This is a genomic window from Pseudoalteromonas sp. THAF3 (assembly GCF_009363775.1).
Taxonomy (GTDB): domain Bacteria; phylum Pseudomonadota; class Gammaproteobacteria; order Enterobacterales; family Alteromonadaceae; genus Pseudoalteromonas; species Pseudoalteromonas ruthenica.
Genome location: NZ_CP045418.1, coordinates 314473 through 338969, shown reverse-complemented (window position 1 = coordinate 338969; position 24497 = coordinate 314473). Strand labels below are relative to the sequence as shown.

The window sequence follows — 24497 nt, the reverse complement described above, 5'->3', positions numbered from 1 at the left end:
AAAGGTAGCCTCCTATTGTGATAATTGTCCGAATTGCCCGTTTTGATAATCGCGGATAGCATCCTGTAACTGGGCTTGTGTATTCATAACGAATGGACCCATGTGTGCGATCGGTTGGTGCAACGGTTCGCCCCGCAGCAGTAGTAACCCACTGGGTTGATCCGTTCTCGCAATGATGGCACTGTCGCCATCAAGCACCAGCAACTGTCCCGCCTGATACCTTTGTCCTACCGCAGTAATTGAACCAGTGTGTATATAGGCTAGCACCCGCTCACAGCCCATCGCCGGCATCTCTAGTTGCGCCTTTGATTCGATGTTGATATCAGCAATGGCGCCGTTGCAAGCTAGGTTGCTCAGAGGTGACTGCACTTGTTCAGCGTTAAGAGTCCAAGCTCCTGCCAAGGCTTTTAAATGCACTCCTTGGCTACTTATTTGCGGCAAGCCACTTTGCGCTGAGTCCTGATATTGTGGCGCATTCATTTTGTCTTTGGCATCCATATTGAGCCAAATCTGAAAACCGTGCAGGCCTTCACTATCAGCGAGGGGCATTTCACTATGGATGACTCCTTTACCTGTACTCATCCATTGCACATCACCGGCGCGAACAGCTTTACGGTTGCCAAGATGATCGCGATGTTCAAAACCACCTTTAATAAGATAAGTAAACGTTTCAATGCCGCGATGGGGATGCGCGGGAAACCCTGCCATGTAATCGTCACTATGGTCTGATTTAAGCTCATCAAGCATTAAAAAGGGATCTAGATAACGACCGTCGAAACCTGGTACGCGGCGGATCTTAACGCCCGCCCCATCTTCAGCAGGCTGGGCATTGAGTACTTTAATAACATTCATGGTGCACCTTTAGACTTACGCTGATAACTCGCGTTATGAAACGACATAGGTTCAGTGTAGTGTGCGTTTATGGATAGAGTAACCGGAAATATTAGCGTGCTAGATGCTAATTTTTAGCATACTGAAAATAAAGAGCGGTAAGAAATAAGAAGGGAAAGCAAATGGTTACTACTTTTATTTAATTGCAAATAAAATTAATTCAATTACAACAACAAATAGTCAGTCCCACTTTTCTGAATGAGGCTCATTTTAAAAAGGATTTCGGAGTAACGCAGAAACCATTGCTGCAAAAAACAAAACAAGCAATAGAACACATACCTATGACTTCATTTAAAGCACTATTAACCTTTCAAAAAAGATATATTATAACATACTCAAAACAGTGAAATCTTATTTGTCTCCCCCTTTGTAGTTGGAACTAAAATGACTCGAATATTAACTATTATATTGGCCTTTTTGGGCACCCTCACCTACCCAACTTTTGCAAGTCAAGAAATTGAAAAAATTGAAGTTTCAGGTTCTCGCGCGCCTTTGTATAGTACCCGGGATGTCAATGCGTCAGCGTTGGGCATCAAAGACCCGCAACTGCTTCCTATTTCCATCCAATCATTTTCTGAAGAGCTGATCAGCAATCAAAGAGTAAGAACGCTAGGCGAAGTGCTTGCAAACGATGCTTCGGTTCAAAATACCTCAATTGGTACCGTGTTTGACTTTGTGAGTCTGCGTGGCTTTCAACTAGATTGGACCAATGGCCTAAGACGCGACGGTTTAGCGCTTGCCCCCTATCAAGATGTACCGCTAGAGAATATTCAACGCATTGATATCGTTAAAGGCCCGTCAAGTCTCGTATCAGGCTTTAACAACCCCGGCGGTACAATCAACTATGTGACAAAACGCCCTACCATGGACGCCTTTTTGGATGTCACAACAGAAGTACGTAGCCGTGCAGGCAAGTATTTACACATCGACCTCGGTGGACCAATTTCCGAAGAGCGAACACTTGGCTATCGTATTAATGCCGCAGCAGAGAAAAACGGTGACTTTACCGGTGGTGATGACTTAGAGCGCTATTTTTTTAGTGCAGCACTGGATTGGCAAGCCTCAGACCGCCTATTTATCCGATTAGACGGCGATTACCAAGACAAAAGCACCGTATCACAGCCTTTGATAGGACTTGCCAGCGACCCCAATGATCCTGAGCGTAAAATATTACCGCCGTATGTCGACACCAGTGATGTATTGCTTGGACAACCGTGGGCAAAGTATCAAACCGAGTCATATAACCTTGCCGCACGTGCTGATTTTTGGTTGAACGACACGTGGCAATGGGTAAATCAAGCTGCGCTTTCTGGTAATGATAGGTTTACTGTTTTTCCCGATATCTACTCGGTTGACACACAAGGCAATGTGCTCTCTGCAGCTATCCACATTACCCCAGACGAAACGTATGACACACTCTCGGCACATAGTTTTATTAGTGGTCAGCTTGCCACTGCAGCAATTGAACATGAGCTAGTTATCGGCGTTAGTATTCGTGATTATGAGTCTAAGGATGGGCGTTGGTTTGAGTTAACCAACCCCGTTGGCAATATTTTCAATCCAATTCACAGCAGTAAACCGCAATTCCCTGATTATCCAGAACCAACCAAAACTGAAGCCTCTGAAAGCGCGTTGTTCATCACAGATACCTTGCACTTTAACGATGTATTCTATGCCACCTTAGGGCTGCGCCATATTCAATACAAAAAAGAGCAAACTCTACCTGGCCAAACTAAAACCACGCTAGACGACCGAACTTTTAATACTCCCATCATAGGTCTTAACTACAACCCAAGCGATCAACTCGCGTTTTACGCCAGTTACTCAGAAGGAGCGGGGGAAGGCGGCGTTGCTGTCATCGGCAGCGGTGCAATAAATGAGGGCGAATCACTCGGCCCACAAGAAAGCGAGCAAGTTGAAGCTGGTATAAAATACCAAACGGACACCATGAACTACTCGATAGCCGTCTTCGAAATAGAAAAGATGTTGGAGTATCACAATCACATTACTAACTATTTCGTGCAAGACGGTGTCCAATCACATAAAGGTATTGAGCTCAATGCCAGTGGTTCATTGGCTCAGGGCCTTGCAACCGTAACATCTATCACCTTGATGGACCCAAGCTTAGATAAACTTGACGGCGAGCCCGCGCTTAATGGCAACACCCCAGCCAATGTGCCTGAATTTCAAGCAAATATCTACGTCGACTATCAGCTGCCATTTTGGGAGGCGATAAGCATCAATGCGGGTATTTTCCATGTTGGTGAGCGCGAACAAAACGTCAATAACACGCTAAAGCTACCAGCCTACACGCGCTTCGATTTAGGTGCGAAATACCACTTTACTGATATTAACACCACGCTGCGACTCAAGGCCGAAAACCTGTTCGACAAAGAATATTGGCTATCTGGCGGTGCCAAAGGCATAGATTGGGGGGTCGCTCCCGGTCGTGGGCGCACCTTTATCGCCTCATTAAGCGTGAGCTTTTAAGGATAAGTTATGACTACACCTGTTATTCAAATCAATAACCTGCAAAAGCGCTTTGGTGAATACCAAGCGCTACAGGGACTAAGCTTGAGCGTACATCAAGGTGAAATCCTAGCGCTGCTAGGCCCAAATGGGGCAGGCAAAACCACCACGATTAATTGCTTACTGGGCTTTTTACAACCGGATGCCGGGGAGATCACCATCGCCGGAATTAATCCACAGCATGACGTAGTCACGGCAAGGCAGCAGCTGGCTTATATTCCTGAACAAATCGCGCTCTATCCGCGACTTAGCGGACTTGAGAATCTCGCATATTTCAGCAAAATGGCCAGCATAGAAAAGACCGACGAGGCCTTTCGCACACTGCTCAGTGAAGTAAAACTGCCAAGTCACGCTGTAGACAAACCCGTTGCAACCTATTCAAAAGGGATGCGACAAAAAGTGGGCATAGCCATTGCCCTCGCAAAACAAGCCAAGGCGTTGATCTTAGATGAGCCTACATCAGGTCTTGATCCTTCAGCCAGCCATGAATTTAGCCAGCTCATCCAGTCTTTAGCAAAGCAAGGCGTCGCGACTTTAATGGCGACCCACGACTTATACCGCGCTCAAGAAGATGCTCATCGCGTGGCAATTATTAATCAAGGGCAACTAGTCGATACCTTAGTCTATGAACAACTGCAAGAAGTCCAACTTGAATCCGTTTACCTCAAACATATCAAGGTGGGTGTCTGATGTTTCAAACGACATTAAAAAAGGAATGGCTCGATACCAAGCGGCAGGGACAAGCGCTTTGGCTTGGGGGCATTGCAATATTACTACTCTTGCTTGCCTGCTTGACTGGTTTTAAAAGCCACCAAAGCTATCAGCAAGCCGTTACTGAGGTGTCTCAGTCAGAGCAATTACGCTGGCTAAATCAAGGTGAAAAAGGCCCTCACTCCGCCGCCCACTACGGTATTTATGTGGTCAAACCCACCACCCCATTGGCTGCACTTGACGCAGGGTTACAAGCATACCAAGGGAATGTGTTGAGGCTTGAGGCTCATATTCGCAACGATAGTATGTTTAGAAGTGCGCAAGATAACTTGCCGATGTCACGTTTTGGCAGCTTATCACCCGCCTTTGTACTGCAAGTGTTACTGCCGCTGTTAATTATATTAATAGGCTACCCACTACTTGCCCGAGAGCGTGAGCAAGGCACCTTAAAACAACTGCTCGCATCAGGCGCAAGCCCAGCTAAGTTGTTTATCGCCAAATGTGCGCTGCTTTTTGCTATTTCTTGCTTATTTTTATTACCTGTTGCGCTTTTTTTACTTTATAACCAAGTAACAAGCACAGAGCCTCACACACTTAGAAGCGGGCTATTTTTACTATTTTATTTAGTTTACTTACTACTTTGGTCGTTACTCACCACTACGCTTTCAAGTTTATTTCCAACGGCAAGGCGCGCATTAATCACGCTATTAACCATTTGGGCCTTCACCACGCTTTTACTGCCAAAACTGGCGATGAATATCGCGACCACGATTCATCCGCAAGGTTCAGGTCAAGCGTTTCAAGCTAAGCTTGAAAGTGAGGTTTATACCGAAGCACGAGTTGAAGCAATAGCAAAGTTCAAACAGCAAACATTGACTCAGTATGGCGTTAGCAATGTAGAAGACTTGCCCTTTGATTATGCCGGAGCACAACTCCAATTTGGTGAACAATACGCAGATAAAGTCTTTGACCGCCTATTTTCGGCGCGTTTAGCTCAACTGGAAGCGCAATCACAAAGTTATCAACTTGCAGGGATGTTAACACCGTTTATCGCGATACAAACGCTGTCGATGGCCACCGCCGCCAGCGACTTTACCCACCATCAAGCATTTGAGAATGCGGCAGAGCAGCACCGTCGTATGATGCAAGAAGTACTTAACTTTAATCAAAGAGATCACGGTCACAAGGCCAATGGTCATTACACGGCAGGCGAGGAATTATGGCAACAGATCCCGAAGTTCGCATTCCGATATCCCAATTTCATTCATTACCTGCCTCACTACGTTATCAGCCTGTTTAGCCTGATCTTTTGGCTGGTTGTGCTGGGGTTATTGAGTTTCTTCGCGATTAAAAAACTGCGTTTGGAGGAGCAAAGATGAAACGCTTAATGTTAGCTACTGAGTTTAAAAACCTCTGGCGAGAAAAGCTCGTACTCGCGCTGTTTTTAACCACCTCCGTGCTTGCACTAGTAGCATTTTTTAACGCCCATTACTTTGCTAAAAAACAGCATGGTGTGGTGCTTGCCGCGCAGCAAATGCAGCAACAGGCCATCCAAGATGCCAAAGCGGGATTACCCGAAAGACTCGCCAGTACAGCAGATTATAAGTGGTGGGAAGACCCATACGACCTGCGTGGGCAGGCTTTTTACTTGATGCAAAATTACGCCACCAAAACCCCGCTTGCAACGTCGCCAATCGCGACAGGGCAAGCCGACGTATTACCTTACTATTTTAAGATGCTAATCAAAGAGAAGCAGCATATTGTTCATCAATATGACTATGTGCACCCGCTATCACTGTTGTTAGGCCAGTTCGATTTAAGCTTTGTGATTATCTACTTATTGCCACTGCTCATTATTGGTATTTGCTTTAATGCCTTGGCAAGTGAGCGCCAAGGTGGGCAGCTAAGATTACTAATGCTTCAAGGAGGCAGTGCGACCCGCCTTCTGACTTATCAATTATTGCTACGAAGCGCGTTAATTGTGCTGCCATTTTTAAGTATTAGTAGCCTGCTTTTAATAACAATACGAGAGCAGCTAGGGGTGATTGAACTGCTGAGTTATAACCTTATCGCACTATGTTATTGTGGCTTTTGGATTGCCTTAACCGCTTGGGTAAATAGCAGAGCTAAAAGTGCGGCAAATAACGCAGCTACCTTAGTCACCTGTTGGCTTGCCTTGGTGATTGTGGTTCCAGCTTTGGTCAATACCAGCATTGCCTTACTCGACCCAACGCCTTCACGCATTCACTATATAGATAGCCTGCGTGCCGCCAGTGACGATGCTCAAAAAGCGAGTGAAAAGACCTTGGCTCAGTATTTTCAAGATCATCCAGAGCTTGCAAAAAATGACAGTGGTGCCAGCGATTACGCCACCAAAAAAATTGCTACGATTAATTCTGTTGAACGCGCAATGGCAGCCCAAGATGTACGATTTTTAAAGGCGCAACAAGCACAGCAACATAACGCGCAAAAGCTACAATATCTCTCCCCCGCACTCATCGTACAAACACTGTTGGTTGATTTAGCGGGCAATGGATTAGCACGTCATCACGCCTTTATGGAAGAAGTTGAAGCTCATCATCAAGCACTACAACGCTTCTTTGCCAGCGAAATTGCCAAAGCCAATCAAAGAGGCGATTTTGCACCTTGTGAGGGTTGTAGCGCAAAGCCAACGCTCACGGACCTTGCGGATATTCCCCAATTTAGTAGTAACTTTGCCACACCAGTGAACAATTACACGCCTTTAATCTGGTTGCTGCTTCTAGCCATTGGCCTGCTCCTTATAGCAAAACGCCGCGTTAACATGCTAGACAGTGCAAACAACAAAGAGGTGTTAGTCGTATGATTGGCGCCTTCACTGCAAAATTGTATCTGCAAACGCAGAGCCTGCTAACGGAGAACTAAGCCAAGTTTCTAGAATAGACTGTGGCTTTAGACAATTCACTACAATTAAAAGTATTAAGAAAAAGCATGTCTCTTCAATTAACAAGAGGTCTGGGTAAGAGATGTGCTCTTAAAGGGGTGATTAAAAATAACGCAGTTAGGTTTGAGTCACCTATAAGGCAACACAGTCTCTCGCGTTGGAGGGATTTGAGGATACTTTGAGTCAGCCTCTTTAACATTACGCGGTCAAACAGCATTGGCTACTTAGGGTATAAACACTATAAGAAAGCTGCTGTTACTTTAGCTTTTTCTCTATAAAATTACGAATAGCAACCATCAGTTTACAAAATACCAAGCGGGCTTGCTGGTTTGCAACCGCCGTAGTTTCTAATCTGAGAGCGATTTTAATAACTGAGAACAAAGCATGATTCTATCAGAGAAAATTATAAAATTAAGAAAGCAGCTTGGCTGGTCGCAGGAAGAGCTGGCGGAAAAGATGGACGTTTCCAGACAGTCCGTATCCAAATGGGAAAGCACCAATAGCATTCCAGACCTTAATAAAATTATCAGGCTGGCCGGATTATTTAATGTATCAACCGACTTTTTACTGAAAGATGATATCGACACCACTGAGTACTTGAATGAAAGCGCTGATGCCGACACCGTTCAGGTAAGCCTAGAACAAGCGCTGAGTTATATCGACAACAAAAAAGCACAAGCCAAATTAACTGCTAAGGGCGTCGCATTTTTTGTCTGCTCGTCAGCTCCTTTGTTTTTCTTCCTGGCGTTGTCGAATATGAAAAATCTAGATTTTGATGTGAATATGGCGGTTGCTTTGGGCTTAGTGTCTATTTTTCTAATGATCCCAGCCGGAATTAGACTCGTGATCTCAACCAATCAATATAACCGCGCCTTAATCCCTTTTGAAAAGACGCCTTTTGAACTAGCCTATGGTGTACACAGTGCTTGCAGTGAAAAGTTGGAAGCCTTTACTCCAAGCTATAACAATAGGTTATCCCTAGCAATTGCTTTGTTTATTACCAGCTCGGTGCCGATGTTATTGGTTAATATATTTATTGGTCGAGTCGATTTAGTGTTGCTGATGTTAGCCGCCCTACTGTTTATAGTAACGGCAGGGCTGTGGATTATCATTCCGGCGTCAGCCCAATATGAAGCCTATAAACACATATTGAATGAAGGTGATAAAGGCCGCGAGCTGACTAGAAGTGAGCGACATGCATTGAAACTCGCGCCATTTTACTGGCCACTAACTGTTGCCATATATCTAGGCTGGAGCTTATGGACCATGAATTGGGGAGTAACCTGGATCATTTGGCCAGTGGCCAGCGTTTTATTTGCCGCTATGGTAGGGCTCATGGGCTTACTTGAAAAAGACAGGAGTTAATCTTTCTGGAAGTAAGGCGTGAAGGAAATAAAAAACCCGCTTATCGCTAAGCAGGTCTTCTTTTGAATTGTTTGAGTCAGCCTATAAGCCGGGTTCTGTTCTCTCCCGAAGGAGATCGATAATCATTCGTCTAGGCCATAAATTGCTCTATGGCTCAAGCAACCTACCCGGTTCCGATGTGGGCCACACCATAAGGAACCCTATTTGGTCTTGCTCCGGGTGGAGTTTACCTTGCAACCAACTGTTACCAGTGGCCCGGTGCGCTCTTACCGCACCCTTTCACCCTTACCGGTCCCGAAGGACTTAGGCGGTTTTCTCTCTGCTGCACTTGTCGTAGGCTCGCGCCCCCCAGCCGTTAGCTGGCACCCTGCCCTGTGGAGCCCGGACTTTCCTCCCCCTGATCATTTTCGTCACAGGCAGCGATTATCCGGCTGACTCAGGGGCGCCATTATACGCATGCCAAGTGATTTGCCCAGCACTTTATTGTTTTTGCGCTATCACGGCCTTATACAGTGCATTTTTCTTTTGTCCGAGATAATCAGCAGCCACACCGCAAGCTTGCTTCAGTGGCATGTGCTCTTCCAGTAAGGCAATCAAACGCAGTGCTTCTTCACTTACGGCACTGGCCTTATTCGGTTTCCCTGGTAACATCAACACGATTTCACCCTTTTGTCGCGCGGGGTCCTGCTGTAAAAACTGTTGTAACTCAGTGACCGTACCACTGAAGAAGGTCTCGAAGCTTTTCGTTAACTCTTTAGCAAGCACGACTTGAGCTTGCTCTCCTAGCGCGGCACTTAAATCCTCTAAGCTCGCCATAATACGGTGCGTACTTTCGTAAATAATGCTAGTCATGCCTGAGTTATACGCGTCACTGAAAAAGCTTTGTCTGGCTTTGGATTTTGCTGGAGCAAAACCAATAAATTGGAATTGGTCGGTGGGTAATCCGGAGCAACTCAGCGCTGCAATAGCTGCGCATGCGCCGGGAATTGGGGTTACTTGAGCCCCTTGTTCACGGCATAAACTCACTAAGGCATAACCAGGATCGCTTATCAGTGGTGTTCCGGCGTCGCTCACCAGCGCTACGTTTTGCCCCTGTTGTAGCCAAGTGAGTACCTGCTGTGCCTTTTGTTTTTCGTTATGATCATGCAAGGCAAAGGTACGCTTACTGAGTCCCAGGTGCGACAGCAGCTTGGCAGTGTGGCGCGTGTCTTCAGCAGCGATTAAGTCGACGTCACTTAGGGTTTTGATAGCACGCTGGCTGATGTCATCCAAGTTACCAATGGGTGTGGCAACAATAAACAAGGTACCTTGGTCTTGGGGGTCGGTTGAAATATCCGCATTGGACATTGAGCTCTCCTGCATCAGTCAGTAAGATAAGCGAATCACACTAAGGCCAATTGGAATACAAAGACTGTGCGACTCAAATCGATTGCTTTTATGCTGTTATTGTCAGGCTTATCGGCCTGCAGCACAACACAAAAGCCACAAGAAAGTGAAAATCTTACAACTAACGTGAGTGAGCCTGAGCCGATTCAGACACTCAGTGCACAGCAGTTATACCAACAAGCTCAAAATAGCGAAGGCGCCACTCGCGTACAGTTACTTAACCGCACTCAAAATCAGGCTATTAGTGAGCAAAATTGGTCGCTACTATTGCAAGCCAGCGACACCCTGTTACGCAGCCACCCTGAGCAACAAATTCAAGCGGTGTTATTAAAGTCTTACGCGCAAGCGCAAATGGGCGAACCACAACGTGCTTTGCAAACCTCACGCTCAGTGCAATCGCAATTGCAAACGCCAGAGCATTTCTACTGGCATCAGTTAGTGCAAGGCACCGCCTACATGCGAATGCAAATGCCACAACAAAGCGCACCATTTTTATTACGTGCTTCAGAAACCGCAAACCGCTATCAAATAGAAGCATCACAGTTAAACCCCATTTTGTGGCGGTCTTTACAATCTTTGAGCCCGCAACAGCTAACAAAGTATGACTCTGGCTCAGCTATCGCTAAAGGCTGGGTACAACTTGCTAAAATAAAACAACTTTATTTGGGCTCTCCAGTTGAGTTACACCAAGCTTCCAATAACTGGCAACGCCGCTATCCAGGACACCCCGCGAGCTTTGCCCTAGACGAAAAAGTGGCTGAGCTGATGAAAGTTGAGCCCTATAACGCCACTAAATTAGCTGTTATTTTACCTTTAAGTGGCGCTAATAAGGGCCTGGGTGAAGCCGTGAAGTCAGGTGTATTGGCGGCCCTAGATAACTATCAATTCGAAGACATTTATTTCATTGATGCAAATTCAGAAAATCAGCAACTAACGCAGCAGCTCAATGACAAGCAAATCGATTTCGCCGTAGGGCCATTACTGAAAAGCAACATTAACCGCTTTGAACAGCACAACCTGCTAGAGGGAATACCCAGCATATACCTAAACCGCAGCGACATCGAACGCCAGTCTTTACAGCATTATTATTTTGCTCTAGCCCCGGAGCACGAATTAGATCAGGCCTTAGCACACTTCATGGCTAAAGGCTTTGAAAAGCCGCTGATCTTGGCCCCAAATGAGCGCTCAGGACAAAGATTGAGTGAGCACTTTAGCAGTCAGTGGCAACGTTATAATGAGCAGCCACCACTTGTGGGGTTATTCGATGACAATAAAGAAATGGAAAAAGTCATCACTGAGTTACTTGAAGTCGACGATAGCGAAGCACGCATAGACGCCATCGAGGGCATTTTTAAGCGCAACGTAAAGAGTGAAACCCGTTCTCGTCGCGACATAGATGTGGTTTATCTACTCGCTAATGCCACGCAAACTCGGCTATTAAAGCCCTATCTTGATGTTAACGTGAGCACCTTCGTTGAGCGCATTCCCCTGTATGCAAGCTCCAAAAGCCACAGCACGCGCATTGATAGCACCGATAAACGTGATTTAAATGGCTTATACTTCACTGAGTTACCGTGGATGCTACCGACAAAGGGGTTAGCTAACCTGAACACTCGGCAGCTCAGAGAGCGCTTTGATAGCCTCTGGCCTGACGTTGCCGACATTGAGCAGCGTCTATTTGCCATGGGCTATGATGCGATTTCACTGATCCCGCAATTGCGACAGCTCAGTATGCTGCCAGGAAAAAGCCAAACCGGTCTTACTGGAGAGCTAAGTGTAATAAGTAACGGCGAGATTGTTCGCCATTTAGCGTGGGCACGCTATCAGTCAAGAAGCATTAACAAAGTGAGTCTTGAGCACCTCGATCCCACACCGCTTTTCATGAAGAAGCAATTTGAGGAATCGAGTAATGTCATGGCTCCCGAAAGCGTGGCGCAATAACCGAGAAAAAGGCCAGCACTTTGAGTTGCTGGCACAGAAATACCTAACTCAGCAAGGGCTGACGCCGGTGGCGCGCAATTACCATTGTCGCTATGGCGAACTGGACCTGATAATGAAAGAAGGTCAAGTGTGGGTATTTGTTGAAGTAAAGTTTCGTCGCCACAGTAGTTATGGCGGGGCTCTGCATGCGCTTAGCCACACCAAACAACAGCGACTACAAAGAACCATTGCACACTATGTGCAACAAAAGGGCTTAGCAGGCTGCGTATTGCGTGCTGATTTTGTCGCAATACAAGGTGAGAAAGAGCCAGAGTTTCACTGGATAAAGAACGTATTATAAATGCAGGAACAAGTTAAAGCACTTTTTACCGAAAGCATTCAGGCGCAAATTGCCGCAGGGGAAGTTTTACCTAGCGTGCTTGAAACCGCTTCGTTGAGTATTGCACAGACATTGATTAACGGCCGCAAATTATTATGTTGTGGCGCTGCGAGCTGCCATATGCTCAGCGACCATTTTGCTGCTCTGTTGGTGAACCATTTTGAGACCGAGCGCCCGTGTTTACCTGCGGTATCACTGTCATCGCATGCACTGAATTTAAGCCCGGCTGGCTCATCACAACCCAGCCGCGATATCTTTGCTAGGCAGATTAAAGCGCTCGGCGAGCAAGGGGATTTATTACTTGCCATTGCTATTAATGGCAATGAAAAGAATGTCGTCAGCGCCGTAGAAGCCGCTTTGACTAAAGACATGACCGTTATCGTGTTAGTCGGCGATGATGGCGGCGAGCTGGCGGGACTGCTCAGTGCAAGTGACGTCGAGATTCGCGTACCAGCTAAGCGTCCAAGTCGTATTTTGGAATCTCATTTAGTCAACATACACTGTTTGACAGAACTTGTTGATATGACCTTATTCCCACAGGAAGAAAGCTAATGAATAAGAACCTTATAGCTATTTTGGTTGGTACTGTGCTCTTGCAAGGCTGCGCCGCAGCCGTAGTGGCCGGCACTGCTGGTGCAGTCACAGCAGCCAACGACCGCCGCACTATAGGCAGTCAGATAGATGACAATAATATTGAAATAAAAACCACCATGGCGATTAAAGAGGCGTTAGGCGAAAATGCCAACGCCAACGTGTCTGTCGTCAGCTATAACGGTATTGTATTACTGCTAGGGCAAGTGCCTAGTGAACAGTATAAAACCACTGTACAACGCGCAGCAGAGCGCATCGATGGCACGCGAAAGCTTCATAACCAATTACGTATTGGCTCTCCTACCAGCATCACCACACAAAGCCACGATACCTGGCTAACATCTAAGGTAAAAACCCAATTGTTGGCAGCTGAGGATGTCAGTGGCAACAATATTAAAGTAGTCACGGAAAATGGTGAGGTCTTTTTAATGGGGTTGGTAGCAGACGTGGAAGCAAACAAAGCGGTCAATATCGCTCGCAATATTTCAGGCGTGGAGCGCGTCGTTAAGGTATTCGAATACATGTAAAAACGTGAGCACCTATTATCGGGTTACTTAACTCGCATTTTCGTTATCAACGCGCACAAAAAAGCCACTTCGTTTGAAGTGGCTTTTTGCTATCTAACTCGTGCTTAAATCGAGTCTTCTACCATGATCTTCGGAGTAACAAAGATCAGTAGCTCTCGTTTCTCATTACGCTCACTGGTTGAGCGGAATAAGTAACCTAGGTAAGGAATGTCACCCAACAAAGGTACTTTACTGGCAGAGTTAATAATCTGCTGCTGGTAAATACCACCAAGCACCACTGTTTGACCATTTTCTACTAACACCTGCGTCTCAATACGTTGTGTATCGATTGCTGTCGCAGGGCCAGTTGGCGTGTCTACGGTGTCGCCTCGTGTATCCTGGGTAATAGCAAGATCGAGAATCACTTTGTTATCTGGCGTGATATGAGGCGTCACCTCTAAGCTCAACACCGCTTTTTTGAAGGTTACGGTAGTGGCACCACTTGAGGCGGCCTGAACATAAGGAATTTCCGTACCTTGTTCAATTCGTGCCTTTTTCTGGTTAGCCGTTGTGATTCGCGGGCTAGCAATGATTTCACCTTTGTTCTCTTGCTCTAGCGCTGTAAGCTCGAGGTCAATTAAAGTACCATCAGCTAATTTCGCTACATGCATACCAATGCTTCCCGCAGGGTTAGCGATAGGCAAGTTAACATTTAAACGATCGCCAATACTTGGGCGCTGACCGTTAGCAATAGCATTGGCACCATCAAGATTACCAGAAATACCGTCACTGTCTTGCTGGTCACTGAAACCCCAGCGAATACCTAAGTCTTCTTGAACATTGTCACGAACGGTGACCATGCGCGACTCAATCACAACCTGCTTAACTGGCACATCGAGGTTTTCAATCATACGACGCACGTTTTCAATACTCTTCGCCGTATCTTTGATAAGCAAAGTATTTGTACGTTCATCAACAGACACACTACCACGCTGAGAAATAATGCTGTTTACATCCGTTTTCAGTAGGTCTGCAAAGGTCTGCGCCTTAGCATAGTTAAGCTGAATATACTCACTGTAAAGCGGCTCCAGGTCTTCAACTTGCTGTTTGGCCTTAAGCTCTTTTGCTTCTCGCGCAGCAAGCTCTTCGGTCGGTGCAACCATTAAAATGGAACCATCCATACGCTTATCTAAGCCTTTAACTCGCAGCACAATGTCTAACGCTTGGTCCCAAGGTACACCATCTAAACGAAGAGTAATGTTACCTGCTACTGAGTCACTAACAACTAGGTTAAAGCCGTTATAGTCAGCGATGATTTGCAATACTGCTCGAATTGAGATGTCCTGGAAGTTCAAAGACATTGGGCGACCTTGGTATTCTTTACCATTACCCAAGAAGCTACGCTTCGACTCATCTTTTTCAACAGTGATAGTAAAGATGTTGTCTAGCTGCTGATAGTTGTAATCAAAGGCATCTGTGGTATCGATAACGATACGACTGTTGGAACCATCTTTGAAGGTTTCAATCATGCTCACGACAGTGCCAAAGTCCATAACATCGAGTTGATACAACAGATCATCGATAATGTCCGTATTATGGAATTCAACAACAATCTTACCCGCTTGCTCTCTTACGTCGATAGCCGCCATATTCTCTTGCAAGAATACCAGCACCCGAGCTTCGCCTTTCTCGCCACGACGAAAATCTAACGCTTGGATACGGTTGATGTAGCTTGTGCCTTCATCTTCTTCTGCAATTGTTTGTGCAGCATCTTGCGTAGGGTTGTCAGAAACGTGCAAGTAGAACAGGTTTTTATCGATACGGGTTTGATAAATCTTTAAGTGATCAAGATAAACCGTCACTTTAAAGCCGTCGTTTACGAACTCACTGGTGACTTTTTCAACACCCGCCTTATTGATTAAGACCTCTTCAAGGCTCTGTTCATAATCGGCTTCGTCAAAAAACAGTTCAATTCGCGCTGGCTCACTAAATACCTGAATCTGCGGTTCGATGTAGATCTCTTCGTCAAAAACGAACTCGATCTCAGTTTCACCTTCCAGCAAAGGGTTATAGCGAACGTCGTACAACAGCGGCACTGCGGTCGCAAAGCTCGACATAAATAGGGTCGCAAAAGCGAGTACCAAAGAGTAAATACGATTCATATTGAATCCGTGTTTTTGCATTGTGCTTTTACCTTGATTTTTATGAACTGGAATCATCGCCTGCCTCCAACATCTCTAGCTTGGTCAGGCGTTCTTTCCAACATCCTGCTCCATCAGGGATTAACTCTAATAATTCTATATAGTTACTGCGTACTTGTGTCACTTTACCGTGATACAAGCCAACATAGTTGCCGCGTGATACACGGTGCAATGTTGCATCCGACGCTTTCACTAACGCCCACGTTTGCTCACCTGAGCCTAAAGTTCCCTTCATTGATAAGTTATCCAACGGATAACGCTCCAGCGGTTCCTTTTTACGCTGTGGATCGGGGTGCAAACAGTTTTGCACTTGTATCAATTTATCTTGAATAACTTCCGGGCGGGGTGCCACAAACGGGCTACGCAAGCTCGAAGCATCATAAGCAAAGTGTTCAAACTGCGCGACTTCGGGGATAGGCTCAACATTAGGTTGAGTGCTGGCTTTTACCCGGTTAATAAATTCGCGCTGTTCGGTTGTATCATCAAAACAACCACTCAATAACACCGCCACGGTGGTAATTGTGAGGAGTTTTTTCATTATTCTGCCCCCTCATAGCGATAAGTTTTAGCAACCACACTGAATACCAGCTGGTCATCACCCGTCGCTTCAATTTCAAAGTCATGCAAGCTGATAATACGAGGTAGCTGAGCCACTTTGCCAACAAACTCGCCAAACTCGTGATAACTTCCCTCTACTTCGATTTTGATCGGAAGCTCGGTGTAGAACTCTTTCTTAATCTCGGGAAGCCAACCGATTTTTACGAAGGTCAGGCCACTTGTTGTCCCTACATAAGAAAGGTCATCAAGTAACCCTGGGGTTTCGTTCGACGTTGGTAGCTTCTTCAACAACTGCGAGAACTTTTCTTCCATTTCCTGCATTTGTTGCTTGTAGATTTCTAATCTACTTGCCACGGCGTACTTGGTACGGTAAGTGCTGCGTAACTCAGACTCTTTTTGCTGAGCTTGCTCGTAAGAGGTTATTTCGTCAGCAACCAATAGTTTATAGCTGAAAAACAACACCAATGCTGCAGCAATCACACAAACAATTGCTTTTACGGCTACCGGCCAATCCCCGATATTATCTAGTTCCAGCTCATTCCAATCGATATCGTTGAGGGATTTAAGATCTATACTCATTCTTGTGCCTCGCCAATTTCATCGAAAGACTTCACATTGAATTGCATATTGAAATCGCTAAGTAATCGTGACTGCTCTTCACCGGCTACAATGCCTTGCAATGAGGCATTTTCAAGCAGGTATGAACTCTCTACCTGACGGATCATAGTCGATAAACGGTTGTTTGACTCACTTTTACCCGTTACTTGAATCGCATCGCCGCGACGCTCTAAGGTCGTGAAGTAAACACCTGAAGGTACAATTTTCGCCACTTCATCCATTATTTGGGTACCGAGGTTTCGGTTACTTTGCAGCTCTTCAATTAGACGCATGCGCTGTTGCAAGCTTTCTTTCTTCTTATCTAGCTCACGAATTTCTGCGATGCGCCTATCTAAGATCTGAATTTCCCGGCTCAGGAAGTTGTTACGAACGTTCTGCCCATCTTTGAGTGCGCTGTAGAATGAACTTAAAGCAAACATTGACGCAAAAGCGGCGACTAAAACAACAACTAGAATAGTTACAAAACGTTGTTGCGCTTCTTTACGCGCGGCCTCACGCCAGGGCAATAAATTTATATGTGGCATGCTGAGAAACTCCTCAATGCAAGACCCGCAGCAACAGCGAACTGTGCCTTATGCTTTTGCATTAGCTCTTGGTCCACTTTGGAACCAATCTCCATGCTCGCAAATGGGTCAACGACAACAGTGTGGATCCCTAACTCGTCGATTAATAGTCTATCTAATCCTTCGATCATTGCCGTTCCACCAGAGAGAACAATGTAATCCACTTGGTCTTTCCCGCTGGTCGTAAGGAACATCTGCACGGCCCGACGCACTTGCTGTAGCAATGAGGTCTGGAACGGCGCAAGTACCTCAAACGTGTAGTTTGGCGGCAAATCGCTGGTGCACTTGGCGCGCTCAGCTTCGTCAAAGTTTTTATTGTAGTAGGAGACAATAGTGTTAGTGTACTGCTCGCCACCGAATACTTGGTCCCGGGTGTAGATAGTTTCACCCTTTTGCACCACACTCACTAGCGTCATCACCGCGCCGATATCCACAAGCGCCACAACTTTGTCTTTCGCATCTTCTGGCAGTGCAGCATAGCTCACATCCAAGCTACGTGATAATGCGTACGTTTCAACATCAACCACCTTAGTATCAAAGCCACCGGCCTCAACGGCGCCGGAACGAGCTTCAACACTCTCAGTGCGCGCAGCAGAGAGTAAAACATTAACCTTGGATGGATCAGCTTCATTTATTTCCAACTTTTCAAAGTCGATACTGACTTCATCAAGTGGATAAGGAATTAAGCTGTCAGCCTCAATTTCGATTTGTGATTCTAGTTCAGAGTCACTCAGAGACACATCCATGTAGATCATCTTAGTGATCACTGTTTGACCGGAAACTGCAACAATGGCATGGCTAACAGACTTTGGAATGCGCCGTCTAAGTTTTGCAATAACTCGTCCAATCGCCTCAATGTCTTGAATGTTACGCTCGGCCATAGCCCCTTTAGGCATGGGCTCTATAGCAACAGCATCAAGGCGATAACCCTGCTCATGCTGTGTTAATAACACCGCTTTTACAGAGTGCGAGCCAATATCTATACCGACCATAGCAGGCACAGACTTTTTAAGAAGTCGATTTAACATAAGAGCAACGTGAAACCTTTTTTTATAATTATAATAGACTTATAAATTATCGATGAAAAAATTTTATTCACTATTCAATCAAGATATACTACCAATCTCTTCGCTCAATTGGGAGTCCAAACAGGGAAATATCCGTGAAAATATTCAAAAAATTTTTACAAATCCTTTGCATATGTGTCCTCTTGGGCTGCATCGTACTAGCTGGGCTGTACCTTTACGTCAGATCTGACATCCCCAGTGTGGCGGTGCTAAAGGACGTAAAATTGCAGACTCCAATGCAAGTATTTACCCGAGATGGAAAACTTATCAACCAGTTTGGTGAAAAACGGCGAATTCCCGTAAAAATCAGCGAAGTACCTCAGCCTATGCTGAATGCATTCCTGGCCACTGAAGATAATCGTTTCTACGATCACTACGGTATCGACCCTATCGGTATTGTCCGTAGTGCAATCGTTCTTATCTCGACCGGTGAAAAGCGCCAAGGCGCAAGTACCATCACCATGCAGCTGGCACGAAACTTCTTTCTTACTCGGGAAAAAGCATACATCCGAAAAGTGAAAGAAATATTTATTGCATTGCATATTGAGCAATTATTAACCAAAGACGAAATTTTCGAGCTCTATCTCAACAAAATTGAGCTTGGTAATCGTGCCTTTGGCATCGGTGCTGCAGCACAAGTGTACTATGGAAAGCCTCTACAAGAGCTTGATTTAGCGCAAATGGCTATGATTGCAGGCCTACCTAAGGCACCTTCTGCACTTAACCCTATCCGCAACCCTGAGCGTGCTAAAAATCGTCGTAACGTGGTGTTAGGCCGGATGTTAGATGAGGGCTATATCACTCAGGCTGAGTTTGATGAGGCAACTAACAAACCAATTACCGCCCGTTTCCATGGCGCCGAGATAGAGCTTTATGCTCCTTATATTTCTGAGATGGTGCGCGCCGAGTTAGTTGCTCAGTATGGCGAGGAGCAAGCCTATAATTCAGGTATGCGAGTCTACACCTCGGTAGAGTCAAGAGTGCAGCAAGCAGCTCAGCAAGCATTGCGTGATAATCTATATGCTTACGATATGCGCCATGGTTATCGCGGCCCCGAAGCCGTGCTATGGGATAGCGAAACCGAAGCTCCTCTTGACGAACCACAGTTAATTGCCCACTTACAGGGCCTTAACCCACTCGCCGACTTACATGGTGCAGTGGTGATGAGTGTGGACGAACAATCCGTTGAAGTACTTAATGAATTAGGTGAACGGTTCACCATAGAGTGGGACGGATTAAAATGGGCGCGCAAATTTATTACCCAGTCTCGTCAAAGTTACGCTCCGAAGAGCGCAGCCGATATTCTCTCTGCAGGTGCACAGATTTGGTATCGTTTCGACAATGACGGCCGCCCGCTGTTAGCGCAAGTTCCCGAAGCATCCAGTGCACTGGTCTCTATTGACCCTAAAGATGGCCGCATAAAGGCGATTGTCGGCGGCTACAGCTTTGAACAAAGCCAGTACAATCGAGCGGTTCAAGCAAAGCGCCAAGTTGGCTCTAACATCAAGCCCTTCATTTACTCAGCGGCGTTAGAGCACGGTTACTCCTTAGCAACCATTATTAACGATGCGCCGATAAACCACTGGGATAAAAGCCAAGGTGTTGCTTGGCGACCCAAGAATAGCCCAGCTAAATATGTCGGCCCGATCCGTGTTAGACGTGCCTTAGCGCAGTCAAAAAACGTGGTTTCAGTCAGGTTGCTGCGCGGCGTAGGTGTTGACCCTGCCGCTGAACATTTACTCAAGTTTGGCTTTCATGATGAAGATATTCCGCGCAATGAAACCCTGGCGCTGGGGAGTGCTTCATTAACACCTTTAGAATTAGCTCGCGGTATGAGTGCTTTCGCAAATGGTGGACATTTAGTTGAGCCTTACTTTATTACCGAAATACAAAGCGCCGAAGGCGAAGTGCTAATGCAAGCTCACCCCTATAAGGCCTGCTCTGAAGAGCAAAAGCGCAGTAATGAAATGTTTGCAGAGCTGGCAATGCTTGAGCCCAGCGGCGCCAGTGAGGGTAACCCCGACAACACTGACAGCACAGAGACTACTGATACCCAGTTACCGCAATGCGCACCACGGGTTATTTCTAAACAGAATGCCTTCTTAATTGCCGATGCGATGACCAGTGCAATTTGGGGTGGTGGCAGCTGGAAGCATGGCACCGGCTGGAATGGCACTGGCTGGCGCGCGACGCGGTTAAAGCGCCGTGATTTATCAGGTAAAACCGGCACCACTAACAACTCGGTCGATACCTGGTTTAGTGGCTTTAACGCCAATGTTATGACCACAGTGTGGGTTGGCTTCGATAACCCAGGTAACCCACTAGGGCGCACCAGTTACAACAACAACTTAGGGAAAGGACAAACCTTTGGTGCCGAGTCTGGTGCAAAAACAGCGCAACCGGCTTGGATTGATTACATGCGTGTGGCCCTTGAAGATGAGCCTGCGGCCCCTATCGAGCCACCCGAAGGACTGGAATCAGTACGAATTGATCTAAAATCAGGATTATTGAGTCATCAAAATGACCACACCAGCCGCTTCGAATACTTTATAAAAGGGACTGCCCCCACTAAATATGTGGAAAAAGCGCCGCCGGTGATCTTCGAAACTCAAGGGCAGGATGAACCTGAGCTGCCCACTGAAGACGAACTCTTCTAAATAAAAAAGCCAAGCAATAATGCTTGGCTTTTTTATTACCCTGTTACCGCATTAACTAAGACTCTCAATAAGCCAGTAGAGATCTGAGTGGACACCTGCAGCGGTGACCTCTTTCCCTGCACCAGGGCCTTGAATAACCAAGGCATTCTGCGCATACCAGCGACTGTTAACGACAAAGATATTGTCGCCCGGACTTAATCCAGCTAAGGGGTTGGATTGTGCTACTGCAACAAGACCCACTTGGGCTTTTACCTTGTCATCAACAATGCGTAAGTCAGCGTTGTACCTCAGTACCTTTTGCTCTTTTTGCGCCTGCTGTGCGTGGGTGCCAACAAAGTCATCAAGTAAGGCAATGTTATCCAGAAAATCTTGCCAGCTCCCTTGTGCTAAAGACTCTGGCATCAGCGGGCTTAGCTCAATATCGTCAATGTCCAACTGCAAACCCAACTCGCGTGCGAGGATCAACAGCTTACGTTGTACATCTCGGCCGGATAAATCTTCACGCGGATCGGGCTCGGTAAAGCCTAACTTTTGCGCCGCAAAAAGCAGCTCAGAAAAAGCTTGGCTGCCATCATAGTGACTGCATAGCCATGATAGCGTCCCAGAAAACACACCTTGAATACGGGTGATCTCATCGCCACTGCGCTGCAAATCGGCTAATGCAAAGTTAATGGGTAGCCCAGCGCCAACACTGGTGTTATAACGCCATTTGAGATTGCGCTCTGCCAGCTCGTTACGTAACGACTGATACCAACTATGTGGCGCTGTTCCGGCATACTTGTTGGCACTGATCAAATGACAGTTAGCACGCACAAAATCAGGGTATAAACCACTGAATGACTCACTGGCGGTTATATCAATGACCACCTTGTGTTCGTAATCAAGCTCATTGAGGCGTTCGCACAACTGCTCGCTTTGATAGGGAACTGCTTGTTCTAACCATTGACCTTGCCAGTTCTGCGGGTCTAACCCACAGGGGTCAAATAACATGCTGCGACTTCGCAGTAGACCAACCAGTTTTACCTCAAAGTGCTGCTCTAAACGCGCTAACTGCTGCGTAAACTGTTGTAAAAACACACTGCCCACATTTCCAAGGCCGGCGACAATCACGGCAATTTGCTGGTGTGCACCAATTAAAGTGCGGTGTACCTTCCCTAAGCTATCGGCATCAATGATTTGATCGGTCAGTACCAAGGCGTAGTCTTGATCGCAGTGGCTAAAGCGGATAGTTAAGTTAAGTTGCTCTAAGCATGCCAGCATTTCTTGGTAGCCTTGCTGAGTATACTGGTTTGGGCTGACTAAGGCGCACCCATTGAGGTTTGACTCAACGAGTTGTCCACGCTCTCCCAGCTCACGGGAGATAAGAGTGCTATGGGCGCTGGGTACAATCAAAAAGTCTACCCCCTGCTGCTGAAAGTGGCCTATGGTGTGCTGTATAAGCTGGCTTAAGGTTGCCAGTTCATCCACTTTAAGGCTCGACACACGATATAGGTCAACGCCCTCTATGGTGGTCAAAAAACGTTTATGCTTACAGTAACCTTCGCGGACAATCTCAGTGCCACTGGCATCGCTGTCATAGGAGCTGCGCACCGATAGCTTGATGGCGCTACCTTGCAAAGGCGACAGCGTTTTCGCATGCAATACCGGATTACCTAACTGGGCCAGGCGGTTGGCTTGGCCACGGCAAATTTTTTGATACTTTAAGGCATCGGCTACTTTACGTGGGTCGGTGCTGAAAACCCCCTGCGTGTCGGTCCATATGCAAACTTGTTTGGCGTTGACATAACGGGCCAATAAGGTGGCGCTGTAGTCACTGCCATTGCGTCCCAAGGTGACTGTTTGCTGGTTGCTATCGGCGGCAATAAACCCCGTTACAACGTTGATTTTATCCCTGGCAATATGGCGCTCGCAGAGCTTTTCGTTATCCAAATGCAGTAGTTGCCCTTGGTGCACACACAGTAGCTGCCGCGCATCAAGATCTTGCGCAGCATAGCCTAATTGCTGCAAATAGGTCGCGAGCAAGCGGGCCGACCACAGTTCACCATGGGCTAATAAGGACGCCTCATCTAAGGTGTTGGTCTGCAACTGCTCGGCTATGCGCTGAAGCTCGCTATTAAGCTGTGACTGCAGAGCGTTTGCCGGGGGCGCAGCTAATAGCTCATCAATAAGCTCATGCTGATGGGTGCGTAGCAACTGCAAGACATCATGATAGCCATGGCTATCGTGCTGTTGGTAGGCCTGCCACAACTTCACTAGCGTATCCGTGGTTTTGCCCGCCGCAGAGACCACCACCACGTCACCGAGTTGGCTGTTGCCGATAACAATATTGGCGACCGCATGGTAACGCGCCGCGTTGCTGAGACTCGAACCACCAAACTTATGTACAACCTGAGTCATAGTATCCTCTTATTTTCTTGCTAACGCGTTAAAAGCGGCTTCTAAGTCATCGATAAGATCTTGTTTATCTTCAATACCTACAGAAATCCGGATAAGCGTGTCGCCGACCCCGGCTTCAAGTCGCGCGGCTTTATCCATGCCCGCATGAGTCATGGTCGCGGGATGACAAATAAGGCTTTCCACCCCGCCCAACGACTCCGCTAAGGTAAACTGCGTTACTGAAGTAAGGAATTTTGCACTGTCTTGCAGCTGACCTTTAATATCAAAGCTCACCATACCGCCAAAGCCCTGTTGCTGCGCTTTTGCCAAGTCGTGTTGTGGGTGCGAACTCAACCCTGGGTAGTAAACTGACTGCACACTAGGATGCTGTTCAAGGTATTGAGCAATCGCCAAGGCATTTTCTTCATGCTGCTTAAGGCGCACTTTCAAGGTACGCAAACCACGCAGGGTGAGATAGCTATCGAAAGCGGCACCGGTAATGCCAATATTATTAGCCCACCATGCCAGCTCTTCACCCAATTCTTTGGTTTTGGTGATCACCGCACCACCGACCACATCGGAGTGACCATTGATATATTTAGTGGTCGAGTGCACCACCACATCACAACCCAATAACAACGGGTTCTGTAAGGCGGGAGATAAAAACGTGTTGTCGGCTGCAACCAGCGCACCGATGCTCTGCGCGGCATCGCACACTGCGCGGATATCCGTGAGTCGCAAAATGGGATTACTGGGCGTTTCAATCCACACCAGTTTGGGTTTGGCGGCCACTAAGCGTTGGTAACAGTTTGATTGAGTGAAATCGATAACCTCGACCTTGAGCAACCCCCGCTTGGCTAAAGAGGTAAATAAGCGATAACTGCCGCCATAACAATCATGGGGGATCACTAGGGTGTCATTGGGTGTCAGTAGCTGCGTCACTAGATGCACTGCGGCCATACCTGTCGCGGTGATAATTCCGTGCTCACCTCCCTCTAGTTGCGCTAAGGTCTGCGCCAAAATATCCCGATTGGGATTACCACTACGACCATAATCATATTCGCGTTTGCTATCAAAATCGGCAAAGGAATAAGTGGTCGATAAATGAATGGGTGGCACCACCGCACCATGGTGCTTATCAGCATCAATACCATGGCGCACGGCGATGGTGTCTTTTTTTAGTTGTGACATATTTGCCCCCAATCAAGAAAATGGATGTTTAGACGTCCAAAAGG

19 protein-coding genes and 1 other RNA gene are annotated in these 24497 nt (G+C 46.7%); 10 read left to right on the top strand and 10 right to left on the bottom strand.

The window, feature by feature from the left end:
* Window positions 1–12 precede the first annotated feature (12 nt).
* Entirely contained in the window at window positions 13–852 is an 840-nt protein-coding gene (locus FIU82_RS01575) for a pirin family protein (RefSeq protein ID WP_152440161.1), read from the bottom strand.
* Between the two features lie 423 nt (window positions 853–1275).
* Between FIU82_RS01575 and FIU82_RS01570 the strand changes: the two genes are divergently transcribed.
* From FIU82_RS01570 to FIU82_RS01550, 5 genes are all read left to right on the top strand, one after another.
* Window positions 1276–3381, top strand: a complete 2106-nt coding sequence (locus FIU82_RS01570) for a TonB-dependent siderophore receptor (protein WP_253946335.1) — start codon at window positions 1276–1278, stop codon at window positions 3379–3381.
* 9 nt (window positions 3382–3390) lie between these two features.
* Complete coding sequence (locus FIU82_RS01565) at window positions 3391–4110, top strand: ABC transporter ATP-binding protein (protein WP_152440160.1); 720 nt, start codon at window positions 3391–3393, stop codon at window positions 4108–4110.
* Entirely contained in the window at window positions 4110–5510 is a 1401-nt protein-coding gene (locus tag FIU82_RS01560; protein WP_152440159.1) for a DUF3526 domain-containing protein, read from the top strand. Before FIU82_RS01565 ends, FIU82_RS01560 begins: the two co-directional genes overlap by 1 nt.
* Window positions 5507–6976 carry a DUF3526 domain-containing protein gene (locus FIU82_RS01555; RefSeq protein ID WP_152440158.1) on the top strand — a complete coding sequence of 490 codons (1470 nt, stop codon included), beginning with the start codon at window positions 5507–5509 and terminating at the stop codon, window positions 6974–6976. Before FIU82_RS01560 ends, FIU82_RS01555 begins: the two co-directional genes overlap by 4 nt.
* A gap of 462 nt (window positions 6977–7438) precedes the next feature.
* On the top strand, window positions 7439–8419 hold the full coding sequence (locus FIU82_RS01550; protein WP_152440157.1) for a helix-turn-helix domain-containing protein: 981 nt from the start codon (window positions 7439–7441) through the stop codon (window positions 8417–8419).
* Window positions 8420–8487: 68 nt separating this feature from the next.
* On the opposite strand, the gene rnpB is transcribed toward FIU82_RS01550, so the two are convergent.
* Window positions 8488–8858: RNase P RNA component class A (rnpB, locus tag FIU82_RS01545), an RNA gene on the bottom strand.
* A gap of 41 nt (window positions 8859–8899) precedes the next feature.
* A complete protein-coding gene (rsmI, locus tag FIU82_RS01540) occupies window positions 8900–9766 on the bottom strand; it encodes a 16S rRNA (cytidine(1402)-2'-O)-methyltransferase (RefSeq protein ID WP_022946088.1) in 867 nt (288 codons plus the stop codon).
* A 90-nt stretch (window positions 9767–9856) separates the two neighbouring features.
* Between rsmI and FIU82_RS01535 the strand changes: the two genes are divergently transcribed.
* Genes FIU82_RS01535 through dolP form a run of 4 tightly spaced genes read left to right on the top strand, consistent with a single transcriptional unit; the run spans window position 9857 to window position 13243 of the window.
* A complete protein-coding gene (locus tag FIU82_RS01535) occupies window positions 9857–11746 on the top strand; it encodes a penicillin-binding protein activator (protein WP_253946334.1) in 1890 nt (629 codons plus the stop codon).
* A complete protein-coding gene (locus FIU82_RS01530) occupies window positions 11715–12086 on the top strand; it encodes a YraN family protein (RefSeq protein WP_152440155.1) in 372 nt (123 codons plus the stop codon). The genes FIU82_RS01535 and FIU82_RS01530 overlap by 32 nt, the downstream gene beginning before the upstream one ends.
* The gene (locus tag FIU82_RS01525) at window positions 12087–12677 is read left to right on the top strand and encodes an SIS domain-containing protein (protein WP_022946091.1); all 591 of its coding nucleotides are present in this window, start codon (window positions 12087–12089) and stop codon (window positions 12675–12677) included.
* Entirely contained in the window at window positions 12677–13243 is a 567-nt protein-coding gene (dolP, locus tag FIU82_RS01520; RefSeq protein WP_045980429.1) for a division/outer membrane stress-associated lipid-binding lipoprotein, read from the top strand. Before FIU82_RS01525 ends, dolP begins: the two co-directional genes overlap by 1 nt.
* A gap of 104 nt (window positions 13244–13347) precedes the next feature.
* Here the strand turns inward: dolP and FIU82_RS01515 are convergent, their stop codons facing one another.
* From FIU82_RS01515 to FIU82_RS01495, 5 genes are read right to left on the bottom strand one after another with little or no spacing between them, the layout of a single operon-like run.
* The gene (locus FIU82_RS01515) at window positions 13348–15441 is read right to left on the bottom strand and encodes a type IV pilus secretin PilQ (RefSeq protein ID WP_022946662.1); all 2094 of its coding nucleotides are present in this window, start codon (window positions 15439–15441) and stop codon (window positions 13348–13350) included.
* Window positions 15425–15961: a pilus assembly protein PilP gene (locus FIU82_RS01510; protein WP_022946663.1), complete on the bottom strand. Its 537-nt coding sequence runs from the start codon at window positions 15959–15961 to the stop codon at window positions 15425–15427. Before FIU82_RS01510 ends, FIU82_RS01515 begins: the two co-directional genes overlap by 17 nt.
* Window positions 15961–16560 carry a type 4a pilus biogenesis protein PilO gene (locus FIU82_RS01505; RefSeq protein ID WP_045980430.1) on the bottom strand — a complete coding sequence of 200 codons (600 nt, stop codon included), beginning with the start codon at window positions 16558–16560 and terminating at the stop codon, window positions 15961–15963. Before FIU82_RS01505 ends, FIU82_RS01510 begins: the two co-directional genes overlap by 1 nt.
* Window positions 16557–17123, bottom strand: a complete 567-nt coding sequence (locus tag FIU82_RS01500; protein WP_022946665.1) for a PilN domain-containing protein — start codon at window positions 17121–17123, stop codon at window positions 16557–16559. The genes FIU82_RS01505 and FIU82_RS01500 overlap by 4 nt, the downstream gene beginning before the upstream one ends.
* Complete coding sequence (locus FIU82_RS01495; RefSeq protein ID WP_022946666.1) at window positions 17111–18190, bottom strand: pilus assembly protein PilM; 1080 nt, start codon at window positions 18188–18190, stop codon at window positions 17111–17113. The genes FIU82_RS01500 and FIU82_RS01495 overlap by 13 nt, the downstream gene beginning before the upstream one ends.
* Window positions 18191–18324: 134 nt before the next feature.
* Between FIU82_RS01495 and FIU82_RS01490 the strand changes: the two genes are divergently transcribed.
* Window positions 18325–20886: a penicillin-binding protein 1A gene (locus tag FIU82_RS01490; RefSeq protein ID WP_152440154.1), complete on the top strand. Its 2562-nt coding sequence runs from the start codon at window positions 18325–18327 to the stop codon at window positions 20884–20886.
* Between the two features lie 51 nt (window positions 20887–20937).
* On the opposite strand, the gene metL is transcribed toward FIU82_RS01490, so the two are convergent.
* Window positions 20938–23283, bottom strand: coding sequence for a bifunctional aspartate kinase/homoserine dehydrogenase II (gene metL / locus FIU82_RS01485; RefSeq protein ID WP_152440153.1), 2346 nt, complete (start codon window positions 23281–23283; stop codon window positions 20938–20940).
* Between the two features lie 9 nt (window positions 23284–23292).
* Complete coding sequence (gene metB / locus FIU82_RS01480) at window positions 23293–24453, bottom strand: cystathionine gamma-synthase (protein ID WP_152440152.1); 1161 nt, start codon at window positions 24451–24453, stop codon at window positions 23293–23295.
* Between the last annotated feature and the right edge of the window lie 44 nt (window positions 24454–24497).